The sequence below is a fragment of the Bradyrhizobium mercantei genome (assembly GCF_001982635.1).
GTDB lineage: Bacteria > Pseudomonadota > Alphaproteobacteria > Rhizobiales > Xanthobacteraceae > Bradyrhizobium > Bradyrhizobium mercantei.
Genome location: NZ_MKFI01000001.1, coordinates 768,253 through 793,825, shown reverse-complemented (window position 1 = coordinate 793,825; position 25,573 = coordinate 768,253). Strand labels below are relative to the sequence as shown.

The following is a 25,573-nucleotide window of genomic DNA, read 5'->3' as shown; positions in this document are numbered from 1 at the left end:
TCAGTCAATAGCCAAGGAACGGAAAGGAAGTGGCGTGACTTCGAAAGCTCGGCGGGCAGCCTTTTGCCACGCAACCATGTTTGTAATGTTTGCTTGTTTGGGAGATGTTGCTACGGCCGACACCAAACACGGTGAGGCGTTGTTTCAGACATGTGCTGCTTGCCACCAGGTCTTGCTGGGAGATGGCTTGGGCCCAGACTTACGGAAGGTGCTGGGTCGAAAGGCAGGATCACTTCCAGGCTTTCAATATTCGGAAGCGATGAAGACGAGTGGTGTGATTTGGGATGAGACGACGTTGAGCGCTTTCATTCGTGATCCCCAAGCGGAAGTCCCAGGGACGTTGATGGCCTTCCCGGGTTATCAAAATCCTCTCGACGCAAAGGACGTCGTTGACTATCTGAAAACCATAAAATGACAACTTATGCAGCAGTGGGGGAGCAGCGTTAGGCTGCGCGATCGCGTCGCCTAGCGCCACGGAAGTGCATTTGTGGCGCAGAAGGGGAGCAGGTTGAGGAGGCGGACGCCAAGCGGCTGGGAAGCCCTGGCGCGAACCGACAAGTAAGGAAGTGTCTGACGACGGTGCACACGCTGGACAGCGGCCTGCCTTGCCCATCTCTCAGAGAGAGTTGCTCAGCATGTCCCTGGCCCGCACGGCTGTCGAAGCCAATTGTTCTGTACGAGCTTCCTGCCCGGGAACGTGGATCACGATGCTTTCCAGATCCGGGGCCATCTTGATCAGTCTCCATCGACATGCACTTTAGCACTTCCTCCTCCTTGTCATTCATCGGATGCAAGCGAGCGGCGGCCCTTGGCGGCTTGTATAACGCTATCACCCCCGAGATGGGGATCTCGACAAGCGCGCTCCCGCAGGCATGATAGATATCGTTTTGGCATGATCCCTCAAACGGGGAGTGACGTGGAGAGCTGTTTCGACAAATGATACGGCTAGAGACCACTTTGCAGGAATTATCTACTGAAGAGCAAGAACCGGGCGGCCAGTCCGCATACGGCGCTCTGGTCGACCCGGCCCGGCTTCGCGTTGGTTGTGCGGCAATTTTCTCCGCTCATCCATGCTATCTGGCGTCTTTCATTCGCGGCTCGAACGAAACGTCACTCAGGATGTACATCGGTTCCTTTAGTGAACGGTGACCTCGACGTTCTTGAAGCCTCGCAGCGTATTGTTGAGCAGTCGCTCTGTTTTGCCAAGTTCGAACCGGCGAACGCGTTTGGCCAGGGACGTGAGCAGAGCCGTGATCTCGAGGCGGGCGAGGTTCATTCCGGCGCAGACGTGTTCGCCATAGCCAAAGCCGACGTGCTCGGACGCATTTTTGCGCCGGACATGAAACGTTTCGGGACTGTCCCACTTACGCTCGTCCCGGTTTGCAGAGCCGTTGAGAACAATGACCCGAGAGGACGCAGGTACGACGGCATCATTGAATGTATGCTCGGCGAGCGCATAGCGGGAAAAGCCCTGTATCGGGGATTCAATCCGTATTGCTTCGTTGATAGCATTCGGAATCAGAGATGGATCTTGGCAGACGAGATCCCACTGATCCGGGTTCTGCGCGAACAGCCAGATTGCACTCGACGTTGCCAAGATGGTGGTGTCGAGTGAGGGCCCCATGTAGTCGAGCATCATTGTCTTTGCTTTCTCGATCGGGAGCTCGCCACGGTCGGCCGCATCCAGCAGCATCTCTCCCCAGCTTCCTGGCTTCAGTTTGCCTCGTACACATTCACCTAACGCATAGTCGATCGAACCCTTCAGCGTACCGAAGGAGTTGATCGTGCGCTGGTTCATTGGGCCAGCACAGTTGAACCCGGCGATTGCCCATTCGAGCATCTTTTCGCGACCCTCCTCGGGCAGACCCACGGCGTGCGATACGATCGCCACCGGTAGATACTGGGCGAGATCGGTCGCAGCGTCGAAATTGCCGCGGGTCACCAGGCGGTCTACGAGCGCCTCAGCCTCAATCGAGATTGTGTCCTTCAGGTCGCGGAGCGCGCTCGGCACCAAGGGCTTCATGAGAACGCGGCGCATCTGTTGGTGCTCGGCGCCGTCCGAGCAGAGCAGCATTCCTTTCGTGCTTTCGTTCATCGGCTGGTTCATCATCACGCCGTGGGCCGAAGAAAAGACTGAGGCTGTTCCGAGCGCCTCTCTTGCCTCGTTGAAGCGGGCAACCACGAACATCTGGAGCTTGTCCAGGTAGACTATAGGTCCGGCATCGCGGATCGCGCGGTAGATCGGCCACGGATTGAGGAGCGTTTCGTCGCTATAGATATCTGCTTCCGAAACCGGAATACTCTTCGGCATCTTCGTTGTCCCTTTCCCTTCAGTGACGGTCTGCAACAGGCGCTTCCGTCTCGGGACGGAAGAAAGTCATCAGCGTCGCGAGCATTGGTTGATCGTGCGGAGCTTCGCTGAGCGACAGGCGCTACAACTTGCTGGACCAAGACGTTGGGCAATGTCCGGGTCCCGCAGTCATTGCGAGTTGGATGTACGGTTGATGAATTGAGATGTGTGCCGGAAAGCCGGTCGGAAGATCGCGTGCAGCTTGCGGCTGTCGGCGATCTGCTTCCCGTTGGCGTTCCACCACAGATAGGAAGCGATCGGGAAGGGATCGCGACGCTGCGTCTATGTCGCAAGCCAAGGTCAGGAGCCTAACCGTTTTGGCGTCGATATGGGGCAACTTGGGCAGTCGGAATGGCGACGGTCACGCTCTGATCATCGCGATCCCTATGTTTGAGCTCGCCCAAGAATAATGCGGGCGTGGGACCAGTCGGTCCACATCCGTTGAGCGCAACATCGAATTCAGGCGGTGCCATCTATCCCATCCCTAAGTTTTTCGTTTGGAGGGATGTTGCGGCGGCGATCCGTATGAGTAAAATCGATTTTATATATGCGATAGATTTACATCTTGGATGCGTCTGCGGGTCAACGAGCTGCGGCCGCGAGCAGGCCCAAGGTGAAGCTGCGTCATTCGGCTGCTTGAGACACCCCAAATCAACATAAGATCATCGTCCTTGCGGAATGGTCATCGAGGGGAAAGGTCGAGCCGACGAGGCTCGTCGATTGAGCGCGAGCGCTCCGTGAGCATGCAGACGACCTTACGGGAAACCAACTAGTGGGCCCGCAAGGCCGTCAGCAGCCATTCACTAGGGCTGCTTGCGGGTGGGATCGAACCGCTTACCCAGATCGCGCCAGCAGTCGGTATAGTTTTCGTCCACTTCTTTGGACGTGGCGGCGTAGCCCGTCAGACGCTGCGGGAATCGTGTTTCGAACATGAACGCGAGAGTGCCGGACAACTTGGTCGGGGATAGTTCAGCGTTGCTGCCGTGTTCGAAGGCTTTGCTGTCCGGCCCATGAGGCAACATCTGATTGTGGAGCGAGATGGCGCCCGGCGGAAAACCGTCAGGTTTCGCATCGTAGACCCCGTAGATCAGACCCATGAATTCGGACATCAGGTTGCGATGGTACCACGGCGGGCGGAAGGTCTTCTCCGCCACCATCCAGCGTTCGGGAAAGATCACGAAGTCGACGTTTGCCGTGCCGGGGGTTTCCGATGGGGCCGTCAAGACGGTGAAAATCGACGGATCCGGATGATCGAAAAGGAGTGCTCCGACAGGGGAAAAGTGGCGCAGGTCGTACTTGTAGGGCGCGTAGTTCCCGTGCCACGCGACGACATCGAGAGGCGATTGATCGATTTTGGTAGCGTACAGTTCGCCGCCCCATTTGACGATGAGCGTCGACGGTGTTTCTTTGTCCTCGTACGCGGCGACCGGCGTCCGGAAATCGCGGGGATTGGCGAGACAGTTAGCGCCGATCGGGCCGCGGTCCGGCAACGTGAAGGTCGCACCGTAGTTTTCACAGACGAAGGCACGAGCCGGTCCGTCCAGCAACTCGACGGCGAAGATCATTCCGCGCAGAATCACGCAAATCTCGCCCGGCTCGACGTCGATGATTCCGAATTCGGTACGGAAACGGAGTTTCCCTTCCTGGGCGACGATGAGCAGTTCGCCGTCCGCGTTGAAGAAATATTCGTCTGTCATCGAAGCGGTAACGAACGCCACGTGGGCGGCCATTCCGACTTGCGTATCGGAATCGCCGGCGGTCGTCATCGTACGGAGGCCGTCGACAAACGTCAGTTTTTCGGACGGAATGGGCATGGGCTTCCAACGCAACTGCCCGATCGGAAGCTCGCTTTCATCGCGCGCTTGAGGAGCTGTCCGGATTAGTCGTTTGTCGATCTTCGTGAAACGGCCGCTATGTCTGACCGAAGGCCTGATCCGATAGAGCCACGAACGTTGATTGGTGGCTTGCGGTGCCGTGAAGGGAGAGCCGGAGAGCTGCTCCGCATAGAGCCCGTAGTTGACCCTCTGGGGGGAGTTCTGCCCGATCGGGAGGACATCCGGGAGAGCCTCGCTTTCGAAAGTATTGCGAAAGCCTGACATGTACCGCAACTCGGAGCCATCCTCTGGGTTGCTGAATTTGCTTGATGAAGGTTGGATGTTCATGAGTTCCTCCTGTATAGTTGCAAATGTGACCGTCAATTTTGCAACTATCAAGCCCCCAGAAGGTGCGCCAGGTCGCCAGCGATGCGATCTGATTGCGGCGTTAGGTCCGTGGGCGTTGCGCGAAAGGAGGGAGGATGAAGAAATTGGTTCTCGAGGAGTTCATTCCATATCGGCTGAACCGGCTCGGGACTGCAGTTTCGGAGCGGCTGAAGGGTGTCTATTCGAAGAAGTTCGGACTGACCATTCCGCAGTGGCGAGTGCTCTCAACGCTCGGGCAATTCGACCGCCTGACGGCGACCGAGATCGGCGCCCATTCCGCCATGCACAAAGCGAAGGTCAGTCGCGCGGTCAGAGATCTCGAGCTCCGCCGTTGGCTGAGCCGACTCGAGACCGAACAGGATCGCAGGTTCGAAACATTGCAGCTCACCGCCGCTGGTCGAAAAGCGTACGACGCGATAGTGCCGGACATGGCTCGGTTCGAGGAAAGGATGCGTGGCTCAATGGGAGTACAGCAAACGCGCATCGTTATGCAGGCGCTGGATTGTCTCGAGAAGGCCCTCGGCGTGCGGTCGCAACGCCGAGGTCGTGAGGGAGCATAGCGATGCTCCAATGGGCGGGATCGCGGACTCGTTCGTCTCAGAAAAGCGAGTTGTGAACGCCGCCGTCGATGATCAGGCTCTGACCGATGGTGTAGTTCGCGAACTCGCTACAGAAGAGGGCGCAGAACGCACCGACGTCGTCGGCTTCGCCGAATCTGCCGGCGGGGATGCGCAGGATGTCGATGATCTTCTGGACTTCCGCCTCATAGGAATCGGTATTGCCCGGTCTGTCCGCCCGAAATCGGTCCCGGATCCCGCCGGTATGGTGCATTCCCGGTAGAATGTTGTTCAGGATCACGTTGTCCTTGGCCAGAGATCTTGCCATGGCTACCGTGTAGTTCGCCAGTCCCGACCGTGGCGGGCCCGACAAGAGGCGGAAGTCGATCGGTGCACGGGCCGCAAGCGTCATGATATTGACGATCCGACCCCATTTTCGTGATCGCATACCATCGATAGTGCTCTTCATGAGCTCGATGGGACCGATCATTCCGGTTGCCAGGGCCTGCTGCCAATCGTCCACGGTGACTTCTCGGAAGTCCGGCGTCCACTTAGGCGGAGAACAAGTGATAACCAGGATATCTGGCTCGGGAAGCGAGGCAAGCAATCGTGCTCGACCTTCTGGGGTGCTGTGATCGGCGACCACCCATTTTACCGGAATCTTCGCTTTGTCTTCGATCTCGGCCGCGGCGGCAACCAACCTGTCCTTGTTGCGAGCCGAGATCAGAACTTCGACGCCTTCGCGCGCAAGGGCTAAGGCGCTGCTTTTGCCGAGACCGGCGCTGGCACCTGCGACGATGGCCTTACGGCCGCGAATACCCAAATCCATCTTCTTCCCTCCTTACAGCGACGTCTTTTGAGATCAGGGCCACAAGCGACGCCGGCAGCGATGTGGACCTTTCAACTTGCCTGTTGTCTCTCGCGCCGGCGAGCCCTTCGCTGACTCTGGCATCGGTCGGAAGGGCGTCGAGCGTCGTAAGTCGTCGAGCGCAGTCCATGAGACGGCGGCATGCCTTTCGTACGGGCGACTAGAAGGTGATAACGACCTTCCCGAAGTGCTTCCCGGCTTCCAGATATCTGAACGCGTCCTTTGTCTTTTCGAGATCGAACTCGGCGTCGACCACTGGCTTGATGCGGTTGGCGGCAATGGCCGCGAGCATGTCGCGAAAATCGTCGGTACTTCCGACGCTGATACCTCGGACGGACAGCCGCCGCAGGTTGAGCGAGATGAGATCGATGGGGGCCTCGACCCCGTCGAGAAATCCCACAATCGATATGCTCCCCTCGGGCCTTACCGCAATCATGCTCCGTGCTACGTTACGGCCGCCGATCGTCTCCACGACGAGGTCGACGCCCCGGCCATCCGTCAGTCGCGACACCTCTTCGCCGATGTCAGGATGAGTTCGGTAATTGATTGCTTCGTCCGCCCCTAAGCGTGAGGCGCGCTCGAGCTTTGCGTCGTCTCCCGACGTAATGATGACTTTGGCTCCCTGCGCCTTCGCGAATTGGAGAGCGAAGATCGAGACCCCGCCCGTTCCGTGCAGAAGAACCGTGTTGCCGGCCTTGATCGCGCCGTAAGCGAGTGCGTTCCAGGCGGTCAATCCCGCGATTGGCAGCGTGGCCGCCTCGGTCAGGCTGATCGACTCTGGTATTCGGATCAGCTCATTCGGCCGGAAGATCTTGTATTCGGCGAGCTGTCCCGCAACGCTTCCCGCTCCCGGGCGATTCGAAAGGTCGATATGTTCGTGCTTGTAACGTCCGCTGGCCCAAGAGGGAATGTAGAGAGTGGCGACACGATCTCCTGGTTTGAAATCGTGAACAGCGGATCCGACTTCCTCGATCGATCCGCTGCCATCCGCGACCGGAACGAACGGAAGGGTCAATTTGGGATCAAGCCTGCCCTTGATTGTCGCCAGATCGACGAAATTGAGAGCTGCAGCCCTCATCCGGACCAGAACCTCATCGACTTTCGGTGTCGGTTTCGATCCAGATCGGATCGTTAGGTTCTCGATGCCGAAACCGTTTGCGAGAGCGACGTACCTCATCGGAAATGTCTACCCCGAGCGGAGAGCCGGTCAATCTGGTCATATGGCGTCATAAGCTGAGCAATCCGATCGATCTGAAGATTGCGGAGAGGGCTCGAGCTCAACCGTGCATCGCCGATTGCGCCGCCCAAGTAACCTCGTGAACATCAGCGGCGAAAATATTGGGCGCAATAATCCTGTCCAGAGCTTTGGACTGACACTCTCTGTTGACTGAAATTCGCTAGTGGCGAGGAAGGCCTAGCTTTCGACCATAGGGAGATCGACCTCCCACGGCGGGACCGGCAAGAAGCGAGCCGCCAACTCGTCGACCACAACCCTGACCTTCGGCGTTAGCTGCCGCCCCTGGGGCCAGAGCGCGTGAATGGGTAGTCCTGCGCAGACGCAGTCCGGCATCGAGACTACGAGCGATCCGGATTTCAGATGGGGGGCGATCAACCAGGTCGGCAACTGCGCAATCCCCCGGCCGGCAAGCGCCGCGTCAGCGATGGCATCGCCGCTTCCGAGACGCAAGCGGCCCGAAATGTGTTTCAGCTGCGACTGACCGTCCGCGCCGGGAAAGAACCAGGGGCTATTCCGCCCACCATAGTAGTAGATGATGCAGTCGTGGCTTTCGATTTCGTCGGGAGTGCGAGGAAGACCGCGCTGTCGGGCGTAGGATGGCGCAGCGCAGATTGCCATCGTCTGTACGCCGAGCCGCCGCGCAACCAGGCTGGTGCTGTCGTCGAGATGGCCGATGCGAATGACGAGATCGTATCCTTCCTCGATTAGGTCTACGCGGCGATTGTTGAACGTTACGTCAAGTTGGATCTCAGGATATCGCTGTACGACATCGAGCAGCGCCGGCATTACACATTGTCGTCCGAACACGACCGGAAGGTCCACCCGCAGCTTGCCCGCAGGGACTTGCCTACCCGAGACGAGGCTTAATTCGGCAGCCTGGAGATCGGCAAGTGCACGGGCGCACTTCTCGTAGAATGCCTGACCCTGTTCGGTCAGGCCAAGGCTTCTGGTCGTCCTGTTGAATAGTTGGACGCCAAGACGCTCCTCGAGCCGCGCAATGCTTTTGCTGGTCGCCGACCGCGACAGGCCGAGCCTTTCCGACGCGACGGCGAAGCTCCCTGCTTCCGCAGCGGAGACGAAGGTGCGGATACCATTCAGCAGTCCATCGGAGATCATCCAAAAATATTGGTGACAAAAATTCGCCTGTCAATCGAGAAAAAACGGCTGTCGCGAAATCGGTTCACCAACATAACCTGCTGGTTGCGGCGGACTGACGGCACGACGGGGCCGTCGTAAAGCCCAGCAAACCTCGATCTGGAGTCGGCTTACATGATAGACAGGATGGTCTTCTTGCAGAGGAAGAATACGCTCTCGATCGGCGGATTCCAAAAGCACTGGCGAGACGTCCATGGTCCGCTCGCCGCAAGCGTTCGGGGGCTTCGCGGGTATGTGCAATTGGACGCGATCGGATCGGGTGATGGGAAAGCACGTCGGATGCCGGGTACCGGGCTTGAGATTGACGGCATCGCACTACTTGTTTTCGACGATATCCCGGCAATCGCAGCGGGATTTACGCCAGCCAAAGTAGAAGCGCTGGTGGAAGACGAGGGAAAATTCGTCGAACGCCTGGAGCTAGCGACCACGGTCGCGAATATCGTGGTCCCAGCGAGCATCGAGGCGGCACCGATAAGACTGTTGTCGCTGAACAGGCGCAGGTCAGAGGTGGATGCGGCTACGTTCCATGCGGAATGGTGGCGCAATGGGGTGGCCTTCGCAACGAACTTGCCGAAGGAGGTTGGTTACATTCAGCGCATCGTCATAGAGCACAGTCCGAAAGGACCGAAATCGCTGGAGTCGCAGGAACGATCGTTCGAGGGCGTTGAGGAACTGTCCTTTCCCGACGAGGCGTCCTTTGAGAGAGCCCATACGAGTATTGCACTGAGAGGCGCTCAGGTAGCCGGCGTGGGCGATCCCGTCCTTTCCATCGTGCTGCGAGGACACCGCATCGTGTAGGCGGCAAAACTGTTGGGGGCGGTCCGCCGGATCCCGCGACGGCCAACTTACCGTCGTCCTGAAGGCGTCCTTCGGGAAGGCCGCGCTTGCGGTGGATGTTCGGCCTCGCTGCTACTGGCGAGCGTGCGCGCGCGCGTCAGCAATTTATCGATCGTCCTCTCGAAGCTTTCCCGTTCCGCTCGGGACAGTGGCTCTGTCAGATACCTCTCGCGGTCAATTGCCAACGGCATGATCTTCCGATACAGGGCTCGCCCCGAGCGGGTCGACTGAAGGACCTTTAGCCTACCGTCATCGGGCGATTGCTCGCGTACGATGTAGCCCTTCTCTTCGAGCAACGACGACGCGCGGCTCACCGCCATGGCATCGAGGGTCGAATACTTCGATACGTCCAACGACGATATGGAGCCATTGTCGGCCAGTGCCGCTAGGACGCGCCACTCCTGTCTGGTCAGCCCGAACCTCTCCTCGTAGAGCTCCGAGAGAGATCTCGATATTTGGTCGGCTAGGACAACCAGCTTGTAGGGCAAGAAATCTCTCAATCTTACCAGCTCGGCGTCGTCGGATTCGGCCGTCTTATCAGCCGAAACGGGGTCGCTCATTCGAGGAGCTCTTTTCTGAATGGGGTGTGTCGATGTTAGTAGCTCGGGAGCGGTGTCGCAAGGCCGCGCGCTTGAGTTGACTCAGATCATAACAATGGTTATGAAACTCATAACAACGGTTATAAAGTAGGTGGAGGCGTTGCGTCTTGCGAAACATTCGCAAGCCCAGCGCGCTGCTCCGTAAGGGATGAAGCGGATGAACGACGTGATGCGGGGGCCGAGGCGAATGGCGGGTTCCGAAAGCTTCCCGCAAAACCGGCTCGGGCATATCTCGATCTTGGTTTCTGATTATGGGGACGTGCCGTGCGCGCGTCCCGGATGCGAGCGCGCGGCGTAGGGACGGCGATGCTCAAAACCTACAAGTTTCCGAAATTCGAGTACCGGCCGTCGCCCGAGCAGAGTGGGGCGGTCCCTAATCGACATGCGGTAGTGGTCGTTGGAGCTGGCCCGATTGGGCTCACTGCTGCTTTGGAATTCGCTTCGCGCGGGATTTCTGCCGTCGTGCTCGACGACAACGACACCGTATCGGTCGGGTCGCGGGCGCTGGCCTATGCCAAGCGGTCGCTGGAGGTGTGGGATCGTCTCGGCTGCGCTGATCGTGTGGTCGAAAAGGGCGTGAGTTGGAAAGTCGGCAAGGTCTTCTTCCGGAACGAGCTTCGCTATCAGTTCGATCTGTTGCCTGAGACTGATCACAAAATGCCGGCGATGATCAACCTCCAGCAGTACTACCTCGAGGAATCGCTGATCGAAGAGATCGGCCGACAGCCCTTGGTCGACGTGCGTTGGAAGCACAAGGTCGTGGGCCTGAAGCAGGCGAACGATCACGTGGTTCTATCGGTAGAGACGCCAGACGGCGAATTTAGTTTGACTGCCGACTGGGTCGTGGCTTGCGATGGCGCCAACAGCGACGTTCGCGAGATGGTCGGCGCGAAATTTTCGGGGCAGGCCTTTCAGGATCGCTTCCTCATCGCCGACGTCGTGATGAAGGCAGGATTTCCGCCGGAGCGCTGGTTCTGGTTCGATCCGCCATTCCACCGCAATCAGTCGGCACTGCTGCACAGGCAGGCAAGCGACGTCTGGCGCATCGATTTTCAACTCGGACAGGATGCCGATCCCGATGAGGAGAGGAAGCCGGAGCGGGTCATTCCGCGCATCCGGGCGATGCTCGGCGATGAACACAACTTCGAGCTCGAGTGGGTGTCCATCTATCAGTTTGCCTGCCGCCGGATCGACGATTTCCGGTACGGTCGAGTCCTTTTCGCGGGCGATTCCGCGCACCAGGTTTCTCCATTTGGGGGCAGGGGGGCCAACACTGGCGTGCAGGACATCGACAATCTCGGTTGGAAGTTGAGGCTAATCATCGATGGGGAGGCGCCAATCGGCCTAATAGACTCCTACAATGAGGAGCGCGGCGTCGCCGCAGACGACAATCTCCTCAATTCCACACGTTCGACGGATTTCATCACGCCTAAGAGCGCGACCAGTCGGCGCTATCGAGATGCGGTATTGGAACTTGCGGCGAATAACGAATTCGCCCGCCCGTTGCTTAACTCCGGGCGCCTATCGCGCCCCACGCCCTATGTGAACTCGTCGCTGAACACGCCGGACGAAGATGTCTTCGACAGCAGGTTGGCCCCCGGTACGAATTGCGAAGACGCGCCGATCCGTCGGAATGCCGAAGAGGCTTGGTTGCTGAACCAGCTCGGGAATGGCTTTGTAGTGCTGACGTTTGGCGTCTCTCCCGACCTGGAGACGATCGCTCATGGCCTGGTCAAGGCGAGCATTCTCGTGGTCGGGCGCGATATCGAAGATTGCCGGGGCATTCTCTGCGCGCGCTACGACGGTCGCCCCGGAACCACCTATCTGATCCGGCCGGATCAGTATGTCGCGGCGCGCTGGCGCCAATTCGACGCCGACAATATCAGGAAGGCGCTGGCCCGCGCCATCAGATGCTGCAGGGGGTGAAATGGATTTGCTCACAAAGCCTAACATCGCTGATCCGGACGGATTCTATCAGGAGCTAATCGACTCGCAGCGGGACATGACGGAAGAGGCGGCCGAACTGATGAACTGCAAGCTAGTGCTTATCCTTGCGAACCATGTCGGTGACAGGGGCGTACTTCGCGAGGCTATTAGCCGCGCCCGCGGCTCATCGACCGAGGATTGAAGATGACAGAAGCGACGTACGATCTCGATCAAACGCATGATCCAGAGCTGCGGAGCTGGGTCGAAGCGGCGAATGATAAGAATGGTGACTTCCCCATTCAAAATCTACCGGTCGCGGTCTTCCGTAGGGCCGGCTCCGACGAGCAGTTTCGGGCAGGAATCGCGATAGGTGATTCTCTGATCGATCTGTCTGCGTCTTGCCTTTCACCTCATCTGAACGAGCCAGGACTGGCCGCGATCAATCTTGTCTCGTCGTCGAGCTTGAACGAGTTCATGGCTGCAGGACGTCGCGCACAGCGAGCCTTGCGCAGAAATCTTTCGCGAATCCTGCAGCACGATTTTCCGCAGAGAAAGCGCGTTGCGGGCGCCTTGATTGGCCTTCGTGAAGTTGAATTCAAGATGCCTGCCCGGATCGGCGATTTTTCGGACTTCTACTGTTCCATCCATCACGCCACGAACGTAGGAAAACTGTTCAGGCCGGAAAATCCGATCTTGCCCAACTACCGCTGGCTTCCCGTTGGGTATCAGGGAAGGACGTCTTCGATCCTTCTTTCTGAGCAACCTGTCGTTCGCCCGAGAGGACAGATCCTCACGCCGGGATCCGCCGATCCGATCTATTCGGATTGCCGACGGCTCGACTACGAAGCCGAGCTCGGAGTATTTGTCGGGGCGGGTAACACACTAGGCACGCCAATTCCGATCGACCGCGTCGAGGACCATCTTTTCGGCGTCTGCCTGCTCAACGACTGGTCCGCCAGAGACATCCAGTCATGGGAGTATCAGCCGCTTGGACCGTTCTTGGCGAAGAGCTTCGCGACGTCGATCTCGCCTTGGGTCGTAAGTTTTGATGCTCTCGATCCCTATCGTAGGCCCCATCGCAGACCAGACGGAGATCCGGCTTCCTTGCCACACCTGACATCATCCAACGACGCGACGCGGGGCGCGATCGATATCAAGGTTTCGATCCACCTACTGAGCGCGGCCATGCGCGCGCGCGGGTTGCCGCCGGCTCGCCTCTCCCTGTCGAACTACGCAGATGCCTACTGGACCATCGCGCAGGTCGTCGCGCACCAGACATCGAACGGATGCAATCTGCAGCCCGGTGATCTTTTGGGCACAGGAACGATATCCGGACCTGCGCCGGAGTCGAGAGGGTGCCTCTTGGAGCTCAGTGAGGGAGGCAGCTCGCCGGTGTCGCTGCCGTCCGGCGAGACGAGGATTTTCCTTGAGGACGGCGACACTGTGATCATGAGCGCTTGGTGCGAGGCAGAAGGACGGGGTCGGATCGGATTCGGCGAATGTCGAACGACCGTCAGCAAGGCCGTGTGATCTCAAGGCGTCTTGAGGCCCGATTCAACCGCCTTCCGAATGGTCGAGGTGAGCTCGGGAGCTTGGAGCCTGGCGGACTGAAAGTTCATCGTTTGGAACGTCTTATCGAAACATGCGGATTGGTGCTCAATGGGTAAAGTGTTCGAGAACGCACGTGACGCCATTGATGGCCTGGTGAATGACGGCACGACGCTGATGGCAGGCGGATTCGGGCTCTGTGGGGTCCCTGGAGCACTCATCGAGGCCGTGAAGGAAACGGGCGCAAGGAACCTCACGGTCATTTCCAACAACGCCGGCGTGGACGGGGTGGGTCTCGGCATCTTGCTCGAGACGAGGCAGATCAGGAAGATGATCTCCTCCTATGTGGGCGAGAACAAGCGTTTCGCTCAACAGTATCTCTCGGGTGAGCTGGAGCTCGAATTCAATCCGCAAGGGACCCTGGCGGAGCGAATTCGAGCGGGAGGGGCCGGAGTTCCTGCATTCTACACCAGGACCGGTGTGGGTACCGTCATCGCCGAGGGCAAAGAAGTTCGCGAATTCGGCGGCGAGAAGTATCTGATGGAACTGGGGCTCCGCGCCGACGTCTCGCTTGTCCACGCATGGAAGGCGGACACTGAGGGAAACCTCGTCTTTCGCAAGGCCGCACGCAACTTCAATCCGATCATGGCGACGGCCGGCGGCGTGACCGTCGTGCAAGTCGAGCATCTGCTCGAGCCAGGAGCGCTCGATCCGGATTCAATTCATACGCCGGGAATCTATGTTGATCGTATCGTTCATGTTCCGAACGTCGCCAAGCACATAGAGCAGCGTACCGTGCGCAAACGACCGAATGCTTAGCCACTGACGGAACGGAGATCAGATGCCCTGGACCCGCGATCAGATAGCCGCCCGTGCCGCCAAAGAGCTGCGCGAGGGCTTGTACGTCAATCTGGGTATCGGAATTCCCACACTCGTACCGAACTTCATTCCCGCAGGGATGAAGGTGCAATTGCAGAGCGAAAACGGCATGCTCGGGATGGGACCGTTTCCTTACGAAGGGGACGAGGACGCCGATGTGATCAATGCCGGCAAGCAAACCATCACGGAACTGCCGACGACCAGCTATTTCTCATCGGCAGAGTCGTTCGCCATGATCCGTGGCGGACACATTGACCTGTCCATCCTGGGCGCCCTTCAGGTGGCGCAGAACGGAGACCTCGCCAATTGGGCCATTCCCGGCAAGATCGTCAAGGGAATGGGGGGAGCGATGGATCTGGTCGCGGGCGTGAGAAAAGTCATCGTGGTCATGGAACACGTGAGCAAGGACGGGCCGAAGCTGCTCCGCGACTGCGGTCTCCCTCTAACGGGATCGAGGGTCGTGGATATGGTCATCACCGATCTTGGTGTCTTCCAGATCGACAAGATCGGCTCGAACGTCATGCGGCTCGTCGAAATCGCGGATGGAGTTACCCTCGACGAAATCAAGAGCAAGACCGAGGCGACCTTCGACATTCGCGTTGCTGGCAACTAAACGCGCAGCCATTGCGGCAAAGGACGGGCATGTCTCAATTCTTGCAATTCGTATCTTCCGGACTGACCGTTGGAGCGATCTACGCACTCGCCGCGCTCGGGTTTTCGATCATCTACAATGCCTCGGGTGTGATCAATTTCGCGCAAGGCGAGTTCATGATGCTGGGGGGCATGGCAGGGGCATTCTTGACGGCGGCGGGCATCCCGTTGCCGCTCGCTGCGCTTTTGAGCGTGGTAGCCATCGCACTAGTCGGTCTTATCATCGAAAAGCTCGTCGTCGAACCTGCAAGCGGCTCGGACGTGGTCAGTCTCATCATCATAACGCTTGGAGTTGCGATGATATTGCGAGGCATCGTCCAGGTCACGTTCGGAAAGGCCAACCATTCCTTGCCTGCATTCTCCGGAGACAAGCCCATTGCGGTCTTTGGAGCGACCATCCTGCCTCAGAGCATCTGGATCCTCTGTGTTTCCGCGCTTCTCGTCGTGGGCCTAAGTTTCTTCTTCGGCCGCACGCGCATCGGTAAAGGCATGCTGGCCGCGGCCTACAATCGGCTTGCCGCCGAGCTCGTTGGTGTCGACACCCGCACCGTCTTAATGCTGAGCTTCGTTCTGTCGGCCGCGATCGGCGCCGTTGGCGGCATTCTTGTCGCACCGATTGCGACGACCTCCTACGATTCGGGCGGCATGCTCGGGCTGAAGGGGTTCGTCGCGGCGACGCTGGGCGGCCTTGGGAGCGGGGTGGGCGCCGTCCTGGGCGGGCTTCTGCTGGGCCTTCTCGAGTCGATGACCGCCGGCTACGCGTCGTCCGCATACAAGGATGCGGTATCTTTCGTTCTCGCGCTTCTGATCCTTGGCCTTAGACCTCAGGGCTTGTTCGGCGCCAGGCAGACGGATCGGGTATGAGCACAAGCGGTTCCCTACCGGATGTTCTTGCGCCGCGGAGCAGAGCTCCGGGGCTTCTCGCCGTGACAGTCGTTCTCATGGTCCTGCCGGTGTTCTTGCCGAACGCATTCTACCTGGACGTCGCGATCCGGATCGCGATCAATGCCGTGCTTGCCATCACGTTGAACTTGTTGATCGGTTACACGGGGCAGATCAGTCTCGGTCATGCAGGATTCGTAGGTCTCGGAGCTTATGGGTCGGCCATTTTGACATCCCGCTGGGACATTCATCCCGGCCTGGCCCTTGTGGTTTCTGCGATCGCGGCGGGCGTTCTCGCCTGGGTCATCGCCGGCTTGATCCTGCGCTTCAAAGGGCACTACCTGGCGATGGCTACACTGGGGCTGGGCATCATCATCTCGATCGTCATCACGAACGAGACCGTGTGGACTGGAGGTCCGGACGGTATGTCAGTCGGGGACTTCGTGATGTTCGGCTGGCAGCCGTCCGGTGAGAGGCAATGGTACTGGATATTTGCCGCTTTGTTGGTCGTCACGATTGTGCTTGCCCAGAACCTCGTCGACTCGCCGGCAGGCCGGGCTCTCCAGGCTTTGCACGGTTCGGAGGTCGCGGCGCGGGCCATGGGCATCGACACCGCAAGCTTCAAAACGCGAGTCTTCGTTCTGTCGGCGTCCTACGCGGCCATCATAGGAAGTCTCTCGGCGCACTACTTGGGCTTCATCACGCCGGGGATAGCTGCGTTCCCGCATTCGGTTGAGCTGGTCACGATGGTGGTAGTCGGAGGCATGGCATCGGTTTGGGGTGCCGTGTTCGGAGCCGTCCTGCTGAGCCTTCTTCCGCAGGTTCTCGCGAGCTTCGAAGGATGGGAGACCATTGCGTTCGGCGTAATCCTGGTCGTCACGATGATTTTTCTGCCGCGCGGTATCGTACCCAGCCTTGCGGGCCTGTTCCGGCGTCCGGAGGGTTGAATGCTAAAGGTATCGCACCTATCGAAAAGCTTCGGGGGCGTCCATGCTATCGAGGACGTCTCGTTCGAGATCCCGCGAGGGGGCGTCTACGCCGTCATTGGACCGAACGGAGCGGGCAAGACGACGCTGTTTAATTTGATCACCGGCCTTTACGTTCCCTCGGCGGGATCGATCTCGCTCGCGGGCGAGGAAATTTCAGGCATTTCGTCAAATATCCTCGCGAGCCGCGGGTTGAGCCGTACGTTTCAGAACCTGCAGGTCTGCATGAATCTGAGCGCCGTCGAGAACGTCATGGTGGGGGCTCATCTCAACCTCAATTCGAGCCTGCTCGCCGGCATGATCAGGGCGCCGGGCCTGCGCCAATCCGACAGGGCCTGTCGGATGAAGGCCGCCGAATTGCTCACCTTTGTCGGGTGCAAGAAATTCGTCGCGGCCGATGCCAGTGCGATGCCCTATGGAGCTCTGAAACGTCTCGAAATCGCTCGTGCGCTCGCGATGGAGCCGAAGCTGCTCCTCCTAGACGAACCGGCTGCGGGTCTGAATCATACCGAAACGCATGAAATCGAGGAGCTGATCGTCAGGCTCGCGAAGTCCGGCATCACCGTCGTTCTCGTCGAACATGATATGAGGCTCGTCATGAGCATCTCAGAACGTATATTGGTGCTCGACCACGGGAAGCGCCTTGCCGAGGGGACCCCCGACGAAATCCGCATCAACCGTGACGTTATCGCGGCCTACCTCGGCAGTGAAGTGGGCGAGACCTGAGATGCGGTCCCTTGACATCATCCGAAACGAGCATCGCACGATGTGGCAGCTTGCCACCGCGCTTTCAATGCTCGGCGCTCGCCTCAGGGAGAGTTGGGATGCTCACGACGCGCATACGGTCGAGCTCATCCTCGACTATTTCGAACAGTTCACTGGACGTTTTCATCATCCGAAGGAGGACGATCAACTCTTCGCTCGGTTGCGCGAACGATCGGAGGAGGCCGGCGAGATTCTTGCGAAGCTTCGCGGCGACCACGAAGCCAGTCCGCAAAAACTGGCTTTGATCCGCGCTCTTATCAAGGCAGAGCCTGAGCACGGCTGCGGGCAAGCCCTTGCCGAAGCCATCGAACGTTTTCGCGCTCATCTCGATGCACACATGAAGCTGGAGGAGGAAGTAACTTTTGCGCTCGCGCGTAAGATCTTTACGTCCGCCGACTGGGTCGAGATCGATGCGGCCTTCGAGGCCCACGTCGATCCGTTAAGTCATTCGGGCCCTGCGGGAAAGATGACCCTGCTGCAACAACGCATTACGCCGCTTCTACCTGCGTCGGATGGGCGCGGTGCCGAGAAGGATTTCGGCTCCGTCGTCGCGATCTCGGCGGCGCCGCGTGCCGGACGGGATCTCCTTCAGATACGTGATCTTCGGACTCGCTATGGTCAGATCCAGGTGCTCCACGGCGTTTCCATTACGGTGGGGGAAGGTGAACTCGTTGCCCTGATCGGCGCCAATGGCGCAGGCAAGACGACGCTCTTGCGATGCATTTCGGGAGTCCGGCCGGCGAGTGCAGGGGCCATTCATTTCGGAAAAGAGGCCATCACCTCGGTCCGGTCCGCCGCGCGAGTCAGGTGGGGAATCTGCCATTCGCCGGAGGGTCGGCAGGTGTTTGGCCCAATGTCGATCGAAGATAATCTGGTCATGGGTGCGTATACGCGGCCTGGCAAGGAGATCGCCTCTGGGTTGAGCGAGGTTTACGAGCTTTTCCCGATTCTGCGCGAGAAGCGCGCGTTACCGGCGGGGACCCTGTCGGGCGGTCAGCAGCAGATGTTGGCGCTCGGCCGGGCTCTCATGGGTAAACCGAAACTGCTCCTGCTGGATGAACCATCCATGGGATTGGCGCCGCTGATCGTGGAGGAAATCTTCCGAATCATTCGGACCTTGAAGCAGAGCGGGATGACGATTCTATTGGTCGAGCAGAACGCACGTGCGGCGCTTTCCATCGCCGACTACGCTTACGTGTTGGAGACCGGCAAAGTGACGCTGGAGGGCCGCGGCCATGAGCTGCTCGCGAACGACGATGTCCGGCGCGCGTATCTTGGCATGTGAACGCTCCTCGTACGCCAAGCGCTTGCGTGATGAGTTGAGAGACAGAAGGCGCTGAAAGCGGATGCTTCGGCGGTCACGGGGAGACGACCTCTGAAGATGCACTTCCAAGACGTGTAGGAGAACGTATATGAGCAGCGAACAGAGACTGGCCGATTTCGTTTCGAAGACGAGCTTCGAGGAATTTTCCGAAAGCGCTCGTACGATCGTGAAGCAGATCGTGCTTGCCGTGATCGGAACGGGAATGGCTGGCGCTTCCGAGCAGGGTTGCCGCGAAGTCCAAAAATATGTGCTCGAGGCAGGTGGTAAGAGCGAAGCCACGGTCTTTTTCACAGGGGGCAAAGTCCCGACACGCGCCGCGGCTTTGGCCAACGGGGTAGTCTGTCGCGCACTCGACTATTGCGACGCAATGGCGCCGGGTCTGCATATGGGCTCGTCGATCGTGCCGGTGGCACTCGCCATGGCCGAAAGCATGGGCGGTTGCGAGGGGCGTGATCTACTTGCCGCAATCGCGGTCGGCGCCGAGATCGGATCGCGTTTCAATCTATCGGAGGCGGAGTATCATGGCTTCGATCCCACCGGGGTCGCCGGCGTGTTTGCAGCAGCGGCAACCGCGTGTCGAATTAGGCGGCTCCCGCCCCACCAGACGCTTCAGGCACTTGCATTAGCATTCAATCGAGCGGGCGGCAGCTTCCAGAGCAATGTCGACGGTTCACTCGCCGTGCGGGTCATCCAAGGATGGGTAGCCGAGTCCGGAGTGCTTTGTGCCGACTTGGCCGCCGTCGGCATCACCGGCCCGGCAAACTTCCTGGAGGGCGTCTACGGTTACCGCCGGCTTTTCGCGGGCGACGCGAAAGACGACCGCTTTACGCACGCGCTGGGCAAGGATTTTCGACTCGAGCGGACCGTCTTCAAGCAGTTCCCTAGCTGCGGTTTGACGCAAGGCATCACGCAACTGACTCTCGAGGCAGTTCAGAAGCACGGCGTTCGTGCGGATCACGTAAGCTCGATCTCGGTCCGGGTGCCGCCATATGCCCACAAGCTGGTTGGACACCAGTTCGTCGTCGGCGAGAACCCGCGCGTCAACGCGCAGTTCAGCGTACAATTTTGCGTGGCAAACGCATTGCTCCATGGCTCCTCGGAGCTCAATCATTTCACGCCCGAGTCGGTCGGCCGGGATGAGATCATGAAGCTCGCAAGGAGCGTGGAAGTGCGAGCCGCCCCGACGCTGGATGCCCGAGGACATACCGCCGTTGATCTCGACATCACGACTGTGTCCGGCGAGTCCTTCTGCTTGAAACTGGACCACCCCGATGGATTCCCGGACAGTCCATTGAGTGCCGCGGCGCACCAGCGCCGGTTCGAAGACTGCGTACGCTATTCACCGATCAAGAACGCAGAGGCGAGGGGGCAAGCAATCGCCCAGATGATCGAGAACCTCGATGATCTCGGCGACGCCCGGCATCTCGTCAGCCTGCTTGCCGCCAATTGATTACGAGCTCGATCGAATGGACGAAAACATGGAGGCTTACCTAATCGGATGGCCGCACTCCGCGTTCGGCAAGCTCTCGAAGATGCGCTTGAGCCACTTATCGTCCGGGCTGTCGAGGAAGCTGTGTCCTGCCGCGAATGTGGATTTCGACGTGATGACATGGTCTTCGTCGGAAACCTCAGGGCCGGCATCGTTCCTCAAGGAGTTAGCTTGTCGGCAAATATCCCGCCGTCAAAGCGCGCGACCCGCGGCTCGGCGGCGTATTCGACATGGAAGGCAGCGGCGCGGCGGACTAGGTTTCGATCCTTGAAAGGAAGCGCCCTCAAGCGGAAACGGCGGCCCGCCGCACGGCCGCCTTCAGGTCGAAGGCCGTGTCTCCTGCTTCTTCAGTGCTGATCGCGCAGCCGGCATCCAAGAGCCTTCTGGCGGCCATGTGGTCGCCAGCCCGGTTCACGGATTCAACGCATCGCAGCGCACCATCGGCAAAGCCGAATACCGAGAATGCAGATGATTTGGGATCGCCGCGTGAGACGAACGTATCGCAGCCTCGGACGAGCCCGGCGATCTGAAGTTTGAGACTGCCCTGGTCGCTCCAAAACCATGGCAAGCTATGGAAGGGTTCCGGCTTCCCAACCAGTCTGCGCGCGACGCATTTTGCTTGATCCACGGCGTTCTGAACCGATTCCAGCCGGATCGTCGCTCTCGCAAAAGGATTGGGGTGCCGGGCGCAATCGCCGATCGCGGAAATCCTGGGGTCCGAAGTCAGCAGTGCTTCGTCGACGACGATGCCGTCCTCGCAGACGAGACCTGCGTCGCGAGCCAATCGGTCGTCCGCCACCACTCCGATGCCTACCAGGACGATATCGGCTGCGATTGCACGTCCATCGTCCAGGACTGCTTCTGTCACATGCCCTTGCCAACCTCTTAGTTCGTTGACGCGTCTTCCGAAGTGGAACTGAGATCCTGTGTCTCGGTGGGCATCACGAAAGAAGTCCGACATTTTCGGCGAAAGCGAGCGCGCCATAGGGCGGTCCGCCAATTCGATGACGTTCACCTCGATATTTTTTTTCCGGGCTGCGGCAGCAAACTCCAGACCGATGAAGCCTGCTCCGATCACCAAGGCGCTGCGGCAAGATTGGAGGTCAGCTCGGATTCTGGATGCATCTTCGAGCGTGCGCAGTTCGTGCGAGCCCTGGAGCCCGCTTCCGGGCAACTCCAAGGTTCGGGACCGCGATCCGGTCGCAAGAATCAAGTGCGAGTATTCGAGCGCCTGGCCCGAAGTGAGGCGAACGTTTCGTAGAGCGCGGTCGATCGAGACCGCTGCTTGGTTCACTATATCGATGCGCTTGGTATTGAAGAATGATTGAGCGCGCAGCGAGAGGGCCTCGGCAGGAATATCCCCGTGGATGTACCCCTTCGAGAGGGGCGGCCTTTGGTACGGCGCCACGCCTTCGCCGTTGACTATGGCTATCGAACCGTCATAGCCCTCCTCGCGTAGGGATGCGGCGAGCTGGGCGCCGGCATGGCCGCCGCCCAGGATCACGATAGGTGCCGGGCTCATGTCTGGCGCTCGGGCACATGGATTACGATTCCGTCGAGATCGGGAGTCAGCTTGATCTGACAAGAGAGGCGACTGCTGGGCTTTCTCTCGGTCGCCGTGCAGTCGAGCATTTCGTCCTCGACCGCATTCATCACCGGCAGGCGGTCAAGGAAATCCTCCGCAACGTATACGTGGCAGGTGGCACACATGGCCGAGCCGCCGCATTCGGCCACGATGCCGTCGACGCCGTTCGCCTTTGCGACCTGCATGACGCTCATATTCTCGGGGGCGTTTACGTCGGCGACGGTGCCATCATGGGATTGGTAGCTGATTTTCGGCATGATTCCTCAAGCAGGAGTGACGCGAACCGGCAGGCTCGACAAGGAGCGGAGGGTATTGTTGAGACGCCGAACGGGTTCGCCGACGATTTCGATCGACTTGATGCGTTTGATCATCGACGTCAGGACGACCTCGGCTTCCATTCGCGCGACCATCTGTCCGACACACCCGTGAATGCCCGTTCCAAAGCCCACATGGCCCGTCGTCGAGCGCGTGATGTTGAATTTGTCGGGGTCCTCCCATTTGCGCGGATCGCGATTGGCCGAACCGAGGAAGAGGAGCACCTTGGATCCGTCCGGGATCATGGTTGCGCCGACCTGCACGTCGCGCGTGGTCGTGCGGAAGAACGTCTGAACAGGGGACGCCCAACGCAGCAATTCATCGAAGGAGGGGCGGATGAGCGTCGGGTTTTCCCGCAGCTTTTGCCACTGCTCCGGATAGAGGGCGAAGGCGTGTATTGAGGAGCCGATGCCGATGACAGTAGTATCCAGTCCGGCCGTGAGCATCGCCCGCACCAACACGGGTGCCTCGTCGGGCTGAATCTCGCCTCGATCGAGTGCGTCGTAGACTTGCGCACCGAAGCTGCCGGGGGCCAGAACATCACGCGCACACTTTCCATAAATCCAGGCAACGACCGGCTCCGCCTCTTTGATCGACTCCAGGAAGATCTCGTTCCGGGGCCCGAACGAGTTAAAGATCATGTTGCCGAAGGGCAGGAGGTTCTCGCGCCCCTCCATGCCGATCCCGATGGCGTCCGGAAATGCCCATACTGGGAATACGCTCGCCAGGTCCTTCACGGCGTCGAAGGTCTCTCGCTCTATGAGCTTCTCCACCAACGTGTCGGCTCTGGTTTGCCACTCATCGCGAAGGCGCCGCATGGCCGCAGGGCTGAGAATCTTGCTCATCACGGCGCGGGTGCGCGTGTGGAGCGGGGGATCGACCTCAAGCAGCAGGCTTGGGGGTCGCCACGCCTTGTTCTTGCGAAAATCGTCTATGCCGACGCCCGCCGCAGACGAATAGGTCTGCCAGTCCTGCATGGCCGCGTACACTTCGGCGTGACGGGCAAAGCCCCAAACCTGGTAACGCTCAAGCCAAACGACGGGACCGGCGTCTCGGAGTTCTCCATGAAAAGGATAGGGGTCAGTGAGGAATTCGCGCCCAAAAGGATCTAGGCGAGAGACCGGACAACTGACGAGCGGTTCTGAAGTCAGTTCGGCTTGCAACGGTGCCGTCGACATGCTGGTCCTCCCTGTTTTGCCGTCATCGCGGTGCGGGAGGTAAGCTTCATCGATAGGCGACTGAGGGTCGCCTAGCTCCGATTGGCTCTTCCATCCCGTGTCGCCCGTTTTTCTGAAGGCTGACAGGGGAAACGCTAATGCGAGTCAGTTGGTATGTCAACTCACTCGATGTTCGTGAGAGCCTTCCCATCGTGAATCGGGGCGAGCAACTTCTCTACCGAAGCTTCAGACTAGAGAATGCTGATCAGAGGCAGCCGAGTTTAGAAAGAACCAGAGTGCAGTCGCGTGGCTCAATTCTCCGGTGGAATTACGATGGGACCATTTACGCTGTCGATGCGGGCGAGCATCTTTTTCAGCGCCCGGATAAGCACTTCGCGCTCCTCGGGCCCGAGGTCAGCAGTCAGTCGCCTTTCCCTTTCGAAGGCGACTTGAACGATCCTGTCGTGGAGCGCCGCCCCCTTTTCCGTGAGTGCAACCTCTAGAAATCGGCTTCGCTGGCTGTTCGAACGCACCCGAACCAGGCCGCTCTCCTCGAGCGTACGGATCGCGCGACTGACGGCCGCCTTGTCGAGCCCGATGACCTGACAGATCCGGTTCGGCGAAATCCAGGGTTCGACGATGAGAAGAGCCATGCACCGCCACTCGATGACTCCAACGCCGAAGTGCCTCCGATAGATCTGGGACGTGCCATTGGTGAACTTGTTCGAGAGGAACACGAGCAGCACCGGAATGTGTCGATCGAGGTCGAGCGCCAGACGTCCGCCTATGCGAAGGGACGATTCCGGATCGCGTGGCTTCCTACCCGGTTCTTTCGGGCCTTTCCCGGGCTTTTCAAGTTTCTTTGCGGGCGCTCTTGCCATTTGCCGCCTAGGTCACGTGTTGGGATGAGTTCGCATGTGAGGTCCTAAGTCCGTCGGGGACGTTTGACAACTCCGGGTATTGAGTTGATAATTCAACTCACAATCACGAGCACCACAGAGTGCGTCCAGGGAGGAAACACATGCCGAAGTTCATCGGAGGCCTTAAGACTATCGCTTCGGTGGTCGTCGGCCTTGGTTTGATCGTGTCGCCGCAGTTCGGTGCGGCCGCTGAGCGGTCGATAAGGATTGGTTCGTTCCTCACCACCAGCGGCCCGGCTGCCTATCTCGGTGAGCCCGCAAAAAAGACTATGGAAGCCGAAATCGGCCGGATTAATGCAGGCGGGGGCCTTCTTGGGCGACAGCTCGAGCTGGTCCTTTACGATGACGGAGGAGCGGCAGACAGGGCGGTAGGTTTAGCCAAGCGCCTTCTCGACAACGACAACGTCGATGTCCTGATCGGCGGGAGCACGACCGCCACCAGCATGGCCGTCGCGCCGCTCGCCGAAAAAACGGGAATGCCCTTTATTTCGTTCGGGGGAGCCGGAGTGATCGTAAACCCCGTGCGCAAGTGGGTGTTCAAGGTGCCCCATAGCGACCGGATGGCGGCGGAAAAGGTTTTCGTAGACCTGAAGCGACGCGGGCTAACGAAAGTCGCGCTTCTCTCGGAGGATTCTGGTTTCGGCAAAGCAGGCCGCGATCAGATATTGAACGCGGCTCCCGCGTATGGAATTCAGATCGTCGCGGACGAGATCTACGGGGCGAAGGACACGGACACGACCGTGCAGCTCACCAAAATCCGAGGCAATCCCCAAGCGCAAGCTCTGTTGGTCTGGGGCTTCGGATCGGGAGCCGTCATAGCCGTCAAAAACTACAGGCAACTCGACATGCGCTTGCCGATGTATCAGTCGCACGGCGTCGCTTCGAAGGAGTTCGTGAAAGTGACGGGCGCGGCGGGTGAAGGAGTCCGGATCCCAGCCGCCGCCGGCATCGTGGCCGACAAGGTGCCGGCGGAGGACCGGCAAAAGTCTGTAGTGATGGATTACCAGCATCGGTACGAAACACAGTACAAGGAGCCCGTGTCGGCGTTTGGCGTGAATGCGTTCGATGGCGTTCTTTTATACATCGAGGCCGTGAAGCGGGCGGGCAGCTTCGACAAGGAGAAAGTGCGGGATGCGCTGGAGCGGACGCGCGACCTCGTCGGAGCAAATGGCACATTCAATATGAGCGAGAAGGACCACAATGGTCTTTCCTTCGAATCCCTCCGACTTCTTGAGATCGAAAAAGGCGATTGGAAGATCGTGGATTAAGTGAGCACGGCGCAAAGTCCTCGAACGAGTTCTCCCGAGCTGCCCGATTGGGCGGCCCAACTTGAACCCGGCAC

General features: G+C 59.2%; 24 protein-coding genes and 1 pseudogene. 15 read left to right on the top strand and 10 right to left on the bottom strand.

What is annotated here, in order from left to right; translation table 11 throughout:
* The first annotated feature begins 34 nt into the window (after nt 1-34).
* The gene (locus BI327_RS03850; RefSeq protein WP_143271526.1) at nt 35-415 is read left to right on the top strand and encodes a c-type cytochrome; all 381 of its coding nucleotides are present in this window, start codon (nt 35-37) and stop codon (nt 413-415) included.
* Nucleotides 416-1,135: 720 nt separating this feature from the next.
* On the opposite strand, the gene BI327_RS03845 is transcribed toward BI327_RS03850, so the two are convergent.
* Entirely contained in the window at nt 1,136-2,347 is a 1,212-nt protein-coding gene (locus tag BI327_RS03845; RefSeq protein ID WP_245334705.1) for a cytochrome P450, read from the bottom strand.
* Between the two features lie 806 nt (nt 2,348-3,153).
* Complete coding sequence (hmgA, locus tag BI327_RS03840; RefSeq protein ID WP_076858431.1) at nt 3,154-4,512, bottom strand: homogentisate 1,2-dioxygenase; 1,359 nt, start codon at nt 4,510-4,512, stop codon at nt 3,154-3,156.
* A 134-nt stretch (nt 4,513-4,646) separates the two neighbouring features.
* Between hmgA and BI327_RS03835 the strand changes: the two genes are divergently transcribed.
* Nucleotides 4,647-5,111, top strand: coding sequence for a MarR family winged helix-turn-helix transcriptional regulator (locus BI327_RS03835; RefSeq protein WP_076858430.1), 465 nt, complete (start codon nt 4,647-4,649; stop codon nt 5,109-5,111).
* Between the two features lie 37 nt (nt 5,112-5,148).
* Here the strand turns inward: BI327_RS03835 and BI327_RS03830 are convergent, their stop codons facing one another.
* From BI327_RS03830 to BI327_RS03820, 3 genes are all read right to left on the bottom strand, one after another.
* Nucleotides 5,149-5,937: an SDR family oxidoreductase gene (locus tag BI327_RS03830; protein WP_076858429.1), complete on the bottom strand. Its 789-nt coding sequence runs from the start codon at nt 5,935-5,937 to the stop codon at nt 5,149-5,151.
* A 199-nt stretch (nt 5,938-6,136) separates the two neighbouring features.
* Nucleotides 6,137-7,153, bottom strand: coding sequence for a zinc-dependent alcohol dehydrogenase family protein (locus tag BI327_RS03825; protein ID WP_076858428.1), 1,017 nt, complete (start codon nt 7,151-7,153; stop codon nt 6,137-6,139).
* A gap of 237 nt (nt 7,154-7,390) precedes the next feature.
* On the bottom strand, nt 7,391-8,329 hold the full coding sequence (locus BI327_RS03820) for a LysR family transcriptional regulator (protein ID WP_076858427.1): 939 nt from the start codon (nt 8,327-8,329) through the stop codon (nt 7,391-7,393).
* A 153-nt stretch (nt 8,330-8,482) separates the two neighbouring features.
* Between BI327_RS03820 and BI327_RS03815 the strand changes: the two genes are divergently transcribed.
* On the top strand, nt 8,483-9,166 hold the full coding sequence (locus BI327_RS03815; RefSeq protein WP_076858426.1) for an EthD domain-containing protein: 684 nt from the start codon (nt 8,483-8,485) through the stop codon (nt 9,164-9,166).
* A 47-nt stretch (nt 9,167-9,213) separates the two neighbouring features.
* Here BI327_RS03815 and BI327_RS03810 read toward each other — a convergent pair whose 3' ends face one another.
* On the bottom strand, nt 9,214-9,765 hold the full coding sequence (locus BI327_RS03810; protein ID WP_076858425.1) for a MarR family winged helix-turn-helix transcriptional regulator: 552 nt from the start codon (nt 9,763-9,765) through the stop codon (nt 9,214-9,216).
* A 345-nt stretch (nt 9,766-10,110) separates the two neighbouring features.
* Between BI327_RS03810 and BI327_RS03805 the strand changes: the two genes are divergently transcribed.
* The 11 genes and pseudogenes from BI327_RS03805 (at nt 10,111) to BI327_RS03760 (ending at nt 20,215) form a co-directional block, all read left to right on the top strand.
* Nucleotides 10,111-11,730: an FAD-dependent oxidoreductase gene (locus tag BI327_RS03805; RefSeq protein WP_076859179.1), complete on the top strand. Its 1,620-nt coding sequence runs from the start codon at nt 10,111-10,113 to the stop codon at nt 11,728-11,730.
* A 1-nt stretch (nt 11,731) separates the two neighbouring features.
* Nucleotides 11,732-11,932 (top strand): DUF2783 domain-containing protein, encoded by a 201-nt coding sequence (locus BI327_RS03800; RefSeq protein ID WP_076858424.1) that lies wholly within the window; start codon nt 11,732-11,734, stop codon nt 11,930-11,932.
* Between the two features lie 2 nt (nt 11,933-11,934).
* Complete coding sequence (fahA, locus tag BI327_RS03795) at nt 11,935-13,260, top strand: fumarylacetoacetase (RefSeq protein WP_076858423.1); 1,326 nt, start codon at nt 11,935-11,937, stop codon at nt 13,258-13,260.
* Between the two features lie 129 nt (nt 13,261-13,389).
* A complete protein-coding gene (locus BI327_RS03790; RefSeq protein WP_076858422.1) occupies nt 13,390-14,097 on the top strand; it encodes a CoA transferase subunit A in 708 nt (235 codons plus the stop codon).
* A gap of 22 nt (nt 14,098-14,119) precedes the next feature.
* Nucleotides 14,120-14,770, top strand: a complete 651-nt coding sequence (locus BI327_RS03785; RefSeq protein ID WP_076858421.1) for a 3-oxoacid CoA-transferase subunit B — start codon at nt 14,120-14,122, stop codon at nt 14,768-14,770.
* 29 nt (nt 14,771-14,799) lie between these two features.
* Entirely contained in the window at nt 14,800-15,672 is an 873-nt protein-coding gene (locus BI327_RS03780) for a branched-chain amino acid ABC transporter permease (protein ID WP_076858420.1), read from the top strand.
* Between the two features lie 62 nt (nt 15,673-15,734).
* The gene (locus tag BI327_RS03775) at nt 15,735-16,637 is read left to right on the top strand and encodes a branched-chain amino acid ABC transporter permease (RefSeq protein WP_245334704.1); all 903 of its coding nucleotides are present in this window, start codon (nt 15,735-15,737) and stop codon (nt 16,635-16,637) included.
* The gene (locus BI327_RS03770; RefSeq protein WP_076858418.1) at nt 16,638-17,402 is read left to right on the top strand and encodes an ABC transporter ATP-binding protein; all 765 of its coding nucleotides are present in this window, start codon (nt 16,638-16,640) and stop codon (nt 17,400-17,402) included.
* A 1-nt stretch (nt 17,403) separates the two neighbouring features.
* Nucleotides 17,404-17,799, top strand: a pseudogene (locus BI327_RS43040) (hemerythrin domain-containing protein); the annotation flags it as partial.
* Between the two features lie 108 nt (nt 17,800-17,907).
* Nucleotides 17,908-18,726, top strand: a complete 819-nt coding sequence (locus BI327_RS43035; RefSeq protein WP_394329840.1) for an ABC transporter ATP-binding protein — start codon at nt 17,908-17,910, stop codon at nt 18,724-18,726.
* Nucleotides 18,727-18,853: 127 nt separating this feature from the next.
* A complete protein-coding gene (locus BI327_RS03760; RefSeq protein ID WP_076858416.1) occupies nt 18,854-20,215 on the top strand; it encodes an MmgE/PrpD family protein in 1,362 nt (453 codons plus the stop codon).
* 322 nt (nt 20,216-20,537) lie between these two features.
* On the opposite strand, the gene BI327_RS03755 is transcribed toward BI327_RS03760, so the two are convergent.
* The 4 genes from BI327_RS03755 to BI327_RS03740 all read right to left on the bottom strand — a co-directional run bounded on the left by BI327_RS03755 (nt 20,538) and on the right by BI327_RS03740 (nt 24,192).
* Nucleotides 20,538-21,776, bottom strand: coding sequence for an NAD(P)/FAD-dependent oxidoreductase (locus tag BI327_RS03755; protein WP_076858415.1), 1,239 nt, complete (start codon nt 21,774-21,776; stop codon nt 20,538-20,540).
* Complete coding sequence (locus BI327_RS03750) at nt 21,773-22,096, bottom strand: 2Fe-2S iron-sulfur cluster-binding protein (protein ID WP_076858414.1); 324 nt, start codon at nt 22,094-22,096, stop codon at nt 21,773-21,775. Before BI327_RS03750 ends, BI327_RS03755 begins: the two co-directional genes overlap by 4 nt.
* Nucleotides 22,097-22,102: 6 nt before the next feature.
* Nucleotides 22,103-23,332: a cytochrome P450 gene (locus tag BI327_RS03745; RefSeq protein ID WP_076858413.1), complete on the bottom strand. Its 1,230-nt coding sequence runs from the start codon at nt 23,330-23,332 to the stop codon at nt 22,103-22,105.
* 290 nt (nt 23,333-23,622) lie between these two features.
* A complete protein-coding gene (locus BI327_RS03740) occupies nt 23,623-24,192 on the bottom strand; it encodes a MarR family winged helix-turn-helix transcriptional regulator (RefSeq protein ID WP_076858412.1) in 570 nt (189 codons plus the stop codon).
* A gap of 140 nt (nt 24,193-24,332) precedes the next feature.
* Between BI327_RS03740 and BI327_RS03735 the strand changes: the two genes are divergently transcribed.
* Nucleotides 24,333-25,499 (top strand): ABC transporter substrate-binding protein, encoded by a 1,167-nt coding sequence (locus tag BI327_RS03735; RefSeq protein ID WP_076858411.1) that lies wholly within the window; start codon nt 24,333-24,335, stop codon nt 25,497-25,499.
* Nucleotides 25,500-25,573: the final 74 nt, after the last annotated feature.

What these genes read in the sequence shown, in the direction of transcription:
- hmgA (WP_076858431.1), bottom strand. Translation starts at nt 4,512, where the DNA reads ATGAACATCCAACCTTCATCAAGCAAATTCAGCAACCCAGAGGATGGC.
- BI327_RS03835 (WP_076858430.1), top strand. Translation starts at nt 4,647, where the DNA reads ATGAAGAAATTGGTTCTCGAGGAGTTCATTCCATATCGGCTGAACCGG.
- BI327_RS03830 (WP_076858429.1), bottom strand. Translation starts at nt 5,937, where the DNA reads ATGGATTTGGGTATTCGCGGCCGTAAGGCCATCGTCGCAGGTGCCAGC.
- BI327_RS03825 (WP_076858428.1), bottom strand. Translation starts at nt 7,153, where the DNA reads ATGAGGTACGTCGCTCTCGCAAACGGTTTCGGCATCGAGAACCTAACG.
- BI327_RS03820 (WP_076858427.1), bottom strand. Translation starts at nt 8,329, where the DNA reads ATGATCTCCGATGGACTGCTGAATGGTATCCGCACCTTCGTCTCCGCT.
- BI327_RS03815 (WP_076858426.1), top strand. Translation starts at nt 8,483, where the DNA reads ATGATAGACAGGATGGTCTTCTTGCAGAGGAAGAATACGCTCTCGATC.
- BI327_RS03810 (WP_076858425.1), bottom strand. Translation starts at nt 9,765, where the DNA reads ATGAGCGACCCCGTTTCGGCTGATAAGACGGCCGAATCCGACGACGCC.
- BI327_RS03805 (WP_076859179.1), top strand. Translation starts at nt 10,111, where the DNA reads ATGCTCAAAACCTACAAGTTTCCGAAATTCGAGTACCGGCCGTCGCCC.
- BI327_RS03800 (WP_076858424.1), top strand. Translation starts at nt 11,732, where the DNA reads ATGGATTTGCTCACAAAGCCTAACATCGCTGATCCGGACGGATTCTAT.
- fahA (WP_076858423.1), top strand. Translation starts at nt 11,935, where the DNA reads ATGACAGAAGCGACGTACGATCTCGATCAAACGCATGATCCAGAGCTG.
- BI327_RS03790 (WP_076858422.1), top strand. Translation starts at nt 13,390, where the DNA reads ATGGGTAAAGTGTTCGAGAACGCACGTGACGCCATTGATGGCCTGGTG.
- BI327_RS03785 (WP_076858421.1), top strand. Translation starts at nt 14,120, where the DNA reads ATGCCCTGGACCCGCGATCAGATAGCCGCCCGTGCCGCCAAAGAGCTG.
- BI327_RS03780 (WP_076858420.1), top strand. Translation starts at nt 14,800, where the DNA reads ATGTCTCAATTCTTGCAATTCGTATCTTCCGGACTGACCGTTGGAGCG.
- BI327_RS03770 (WP_076858418.1), top strand. Translation starts at nt 16,638, where the DNA reads ATGCTAAAGGTATCGCACCTATCGAAAAGCTTCGGGGGCGTCCATGCT.
- BI327_RS43035 (WP_394329840.1), top strand. Translation starts at nt 17,908, where the DNA reads ATGACCCTGCTGCAACAACGCATTACGCCGCTTCTACCTGCGTCGGAT.
- BI327_RS03760 (WP_076858416.1), top strand. Translation starts at nt 18,854, where the DNA reads ATGAGCAGCGAACAGAGACTGGCCGATTTCGTTTCGAAGACGAGCTTC.
- BI327_RS03755 (WP_076858415.1), bottom strand. Translation starts at nt 21,776, where the DNA reads ATGAGCCCGGCACCTATCGTGATCCTGGGCGGCGGCCATGCCGGCGCC.
- BI327_RS03750 (WP_076858414.1), bottom strand. Translation starts at nt 22,096, where the DNA reads ATGCCGAAAATCAGCTACCAATCCCATGATGGCACCGTCGCCGACGTA.
- BI327_RS03745 (WP_076858413.1), bottom strand. Translation starts at nt 23,332, where the DNA reads ATGTCGACGGCACCGTTGCAAGCCGAACTGACTTCAGAACCGCTCGTC.
- BI327_RS03740 (WP_076858412.1), bottom strand. Translation starts at nt 24,192, where the DNA reads ATGGCAAGAGCGCCCGCAAAGAAACTTGAAAAGCCCGGGAAAGGCCCG.
- BI327_RS03735 (WP_076858411.1), top strand. Translation starts at nt 24,333, where the DNA reads ATGCCGAAGTTCATCGGAGGCCTTAAGACTATCGCTTCGGTGGTCGTC.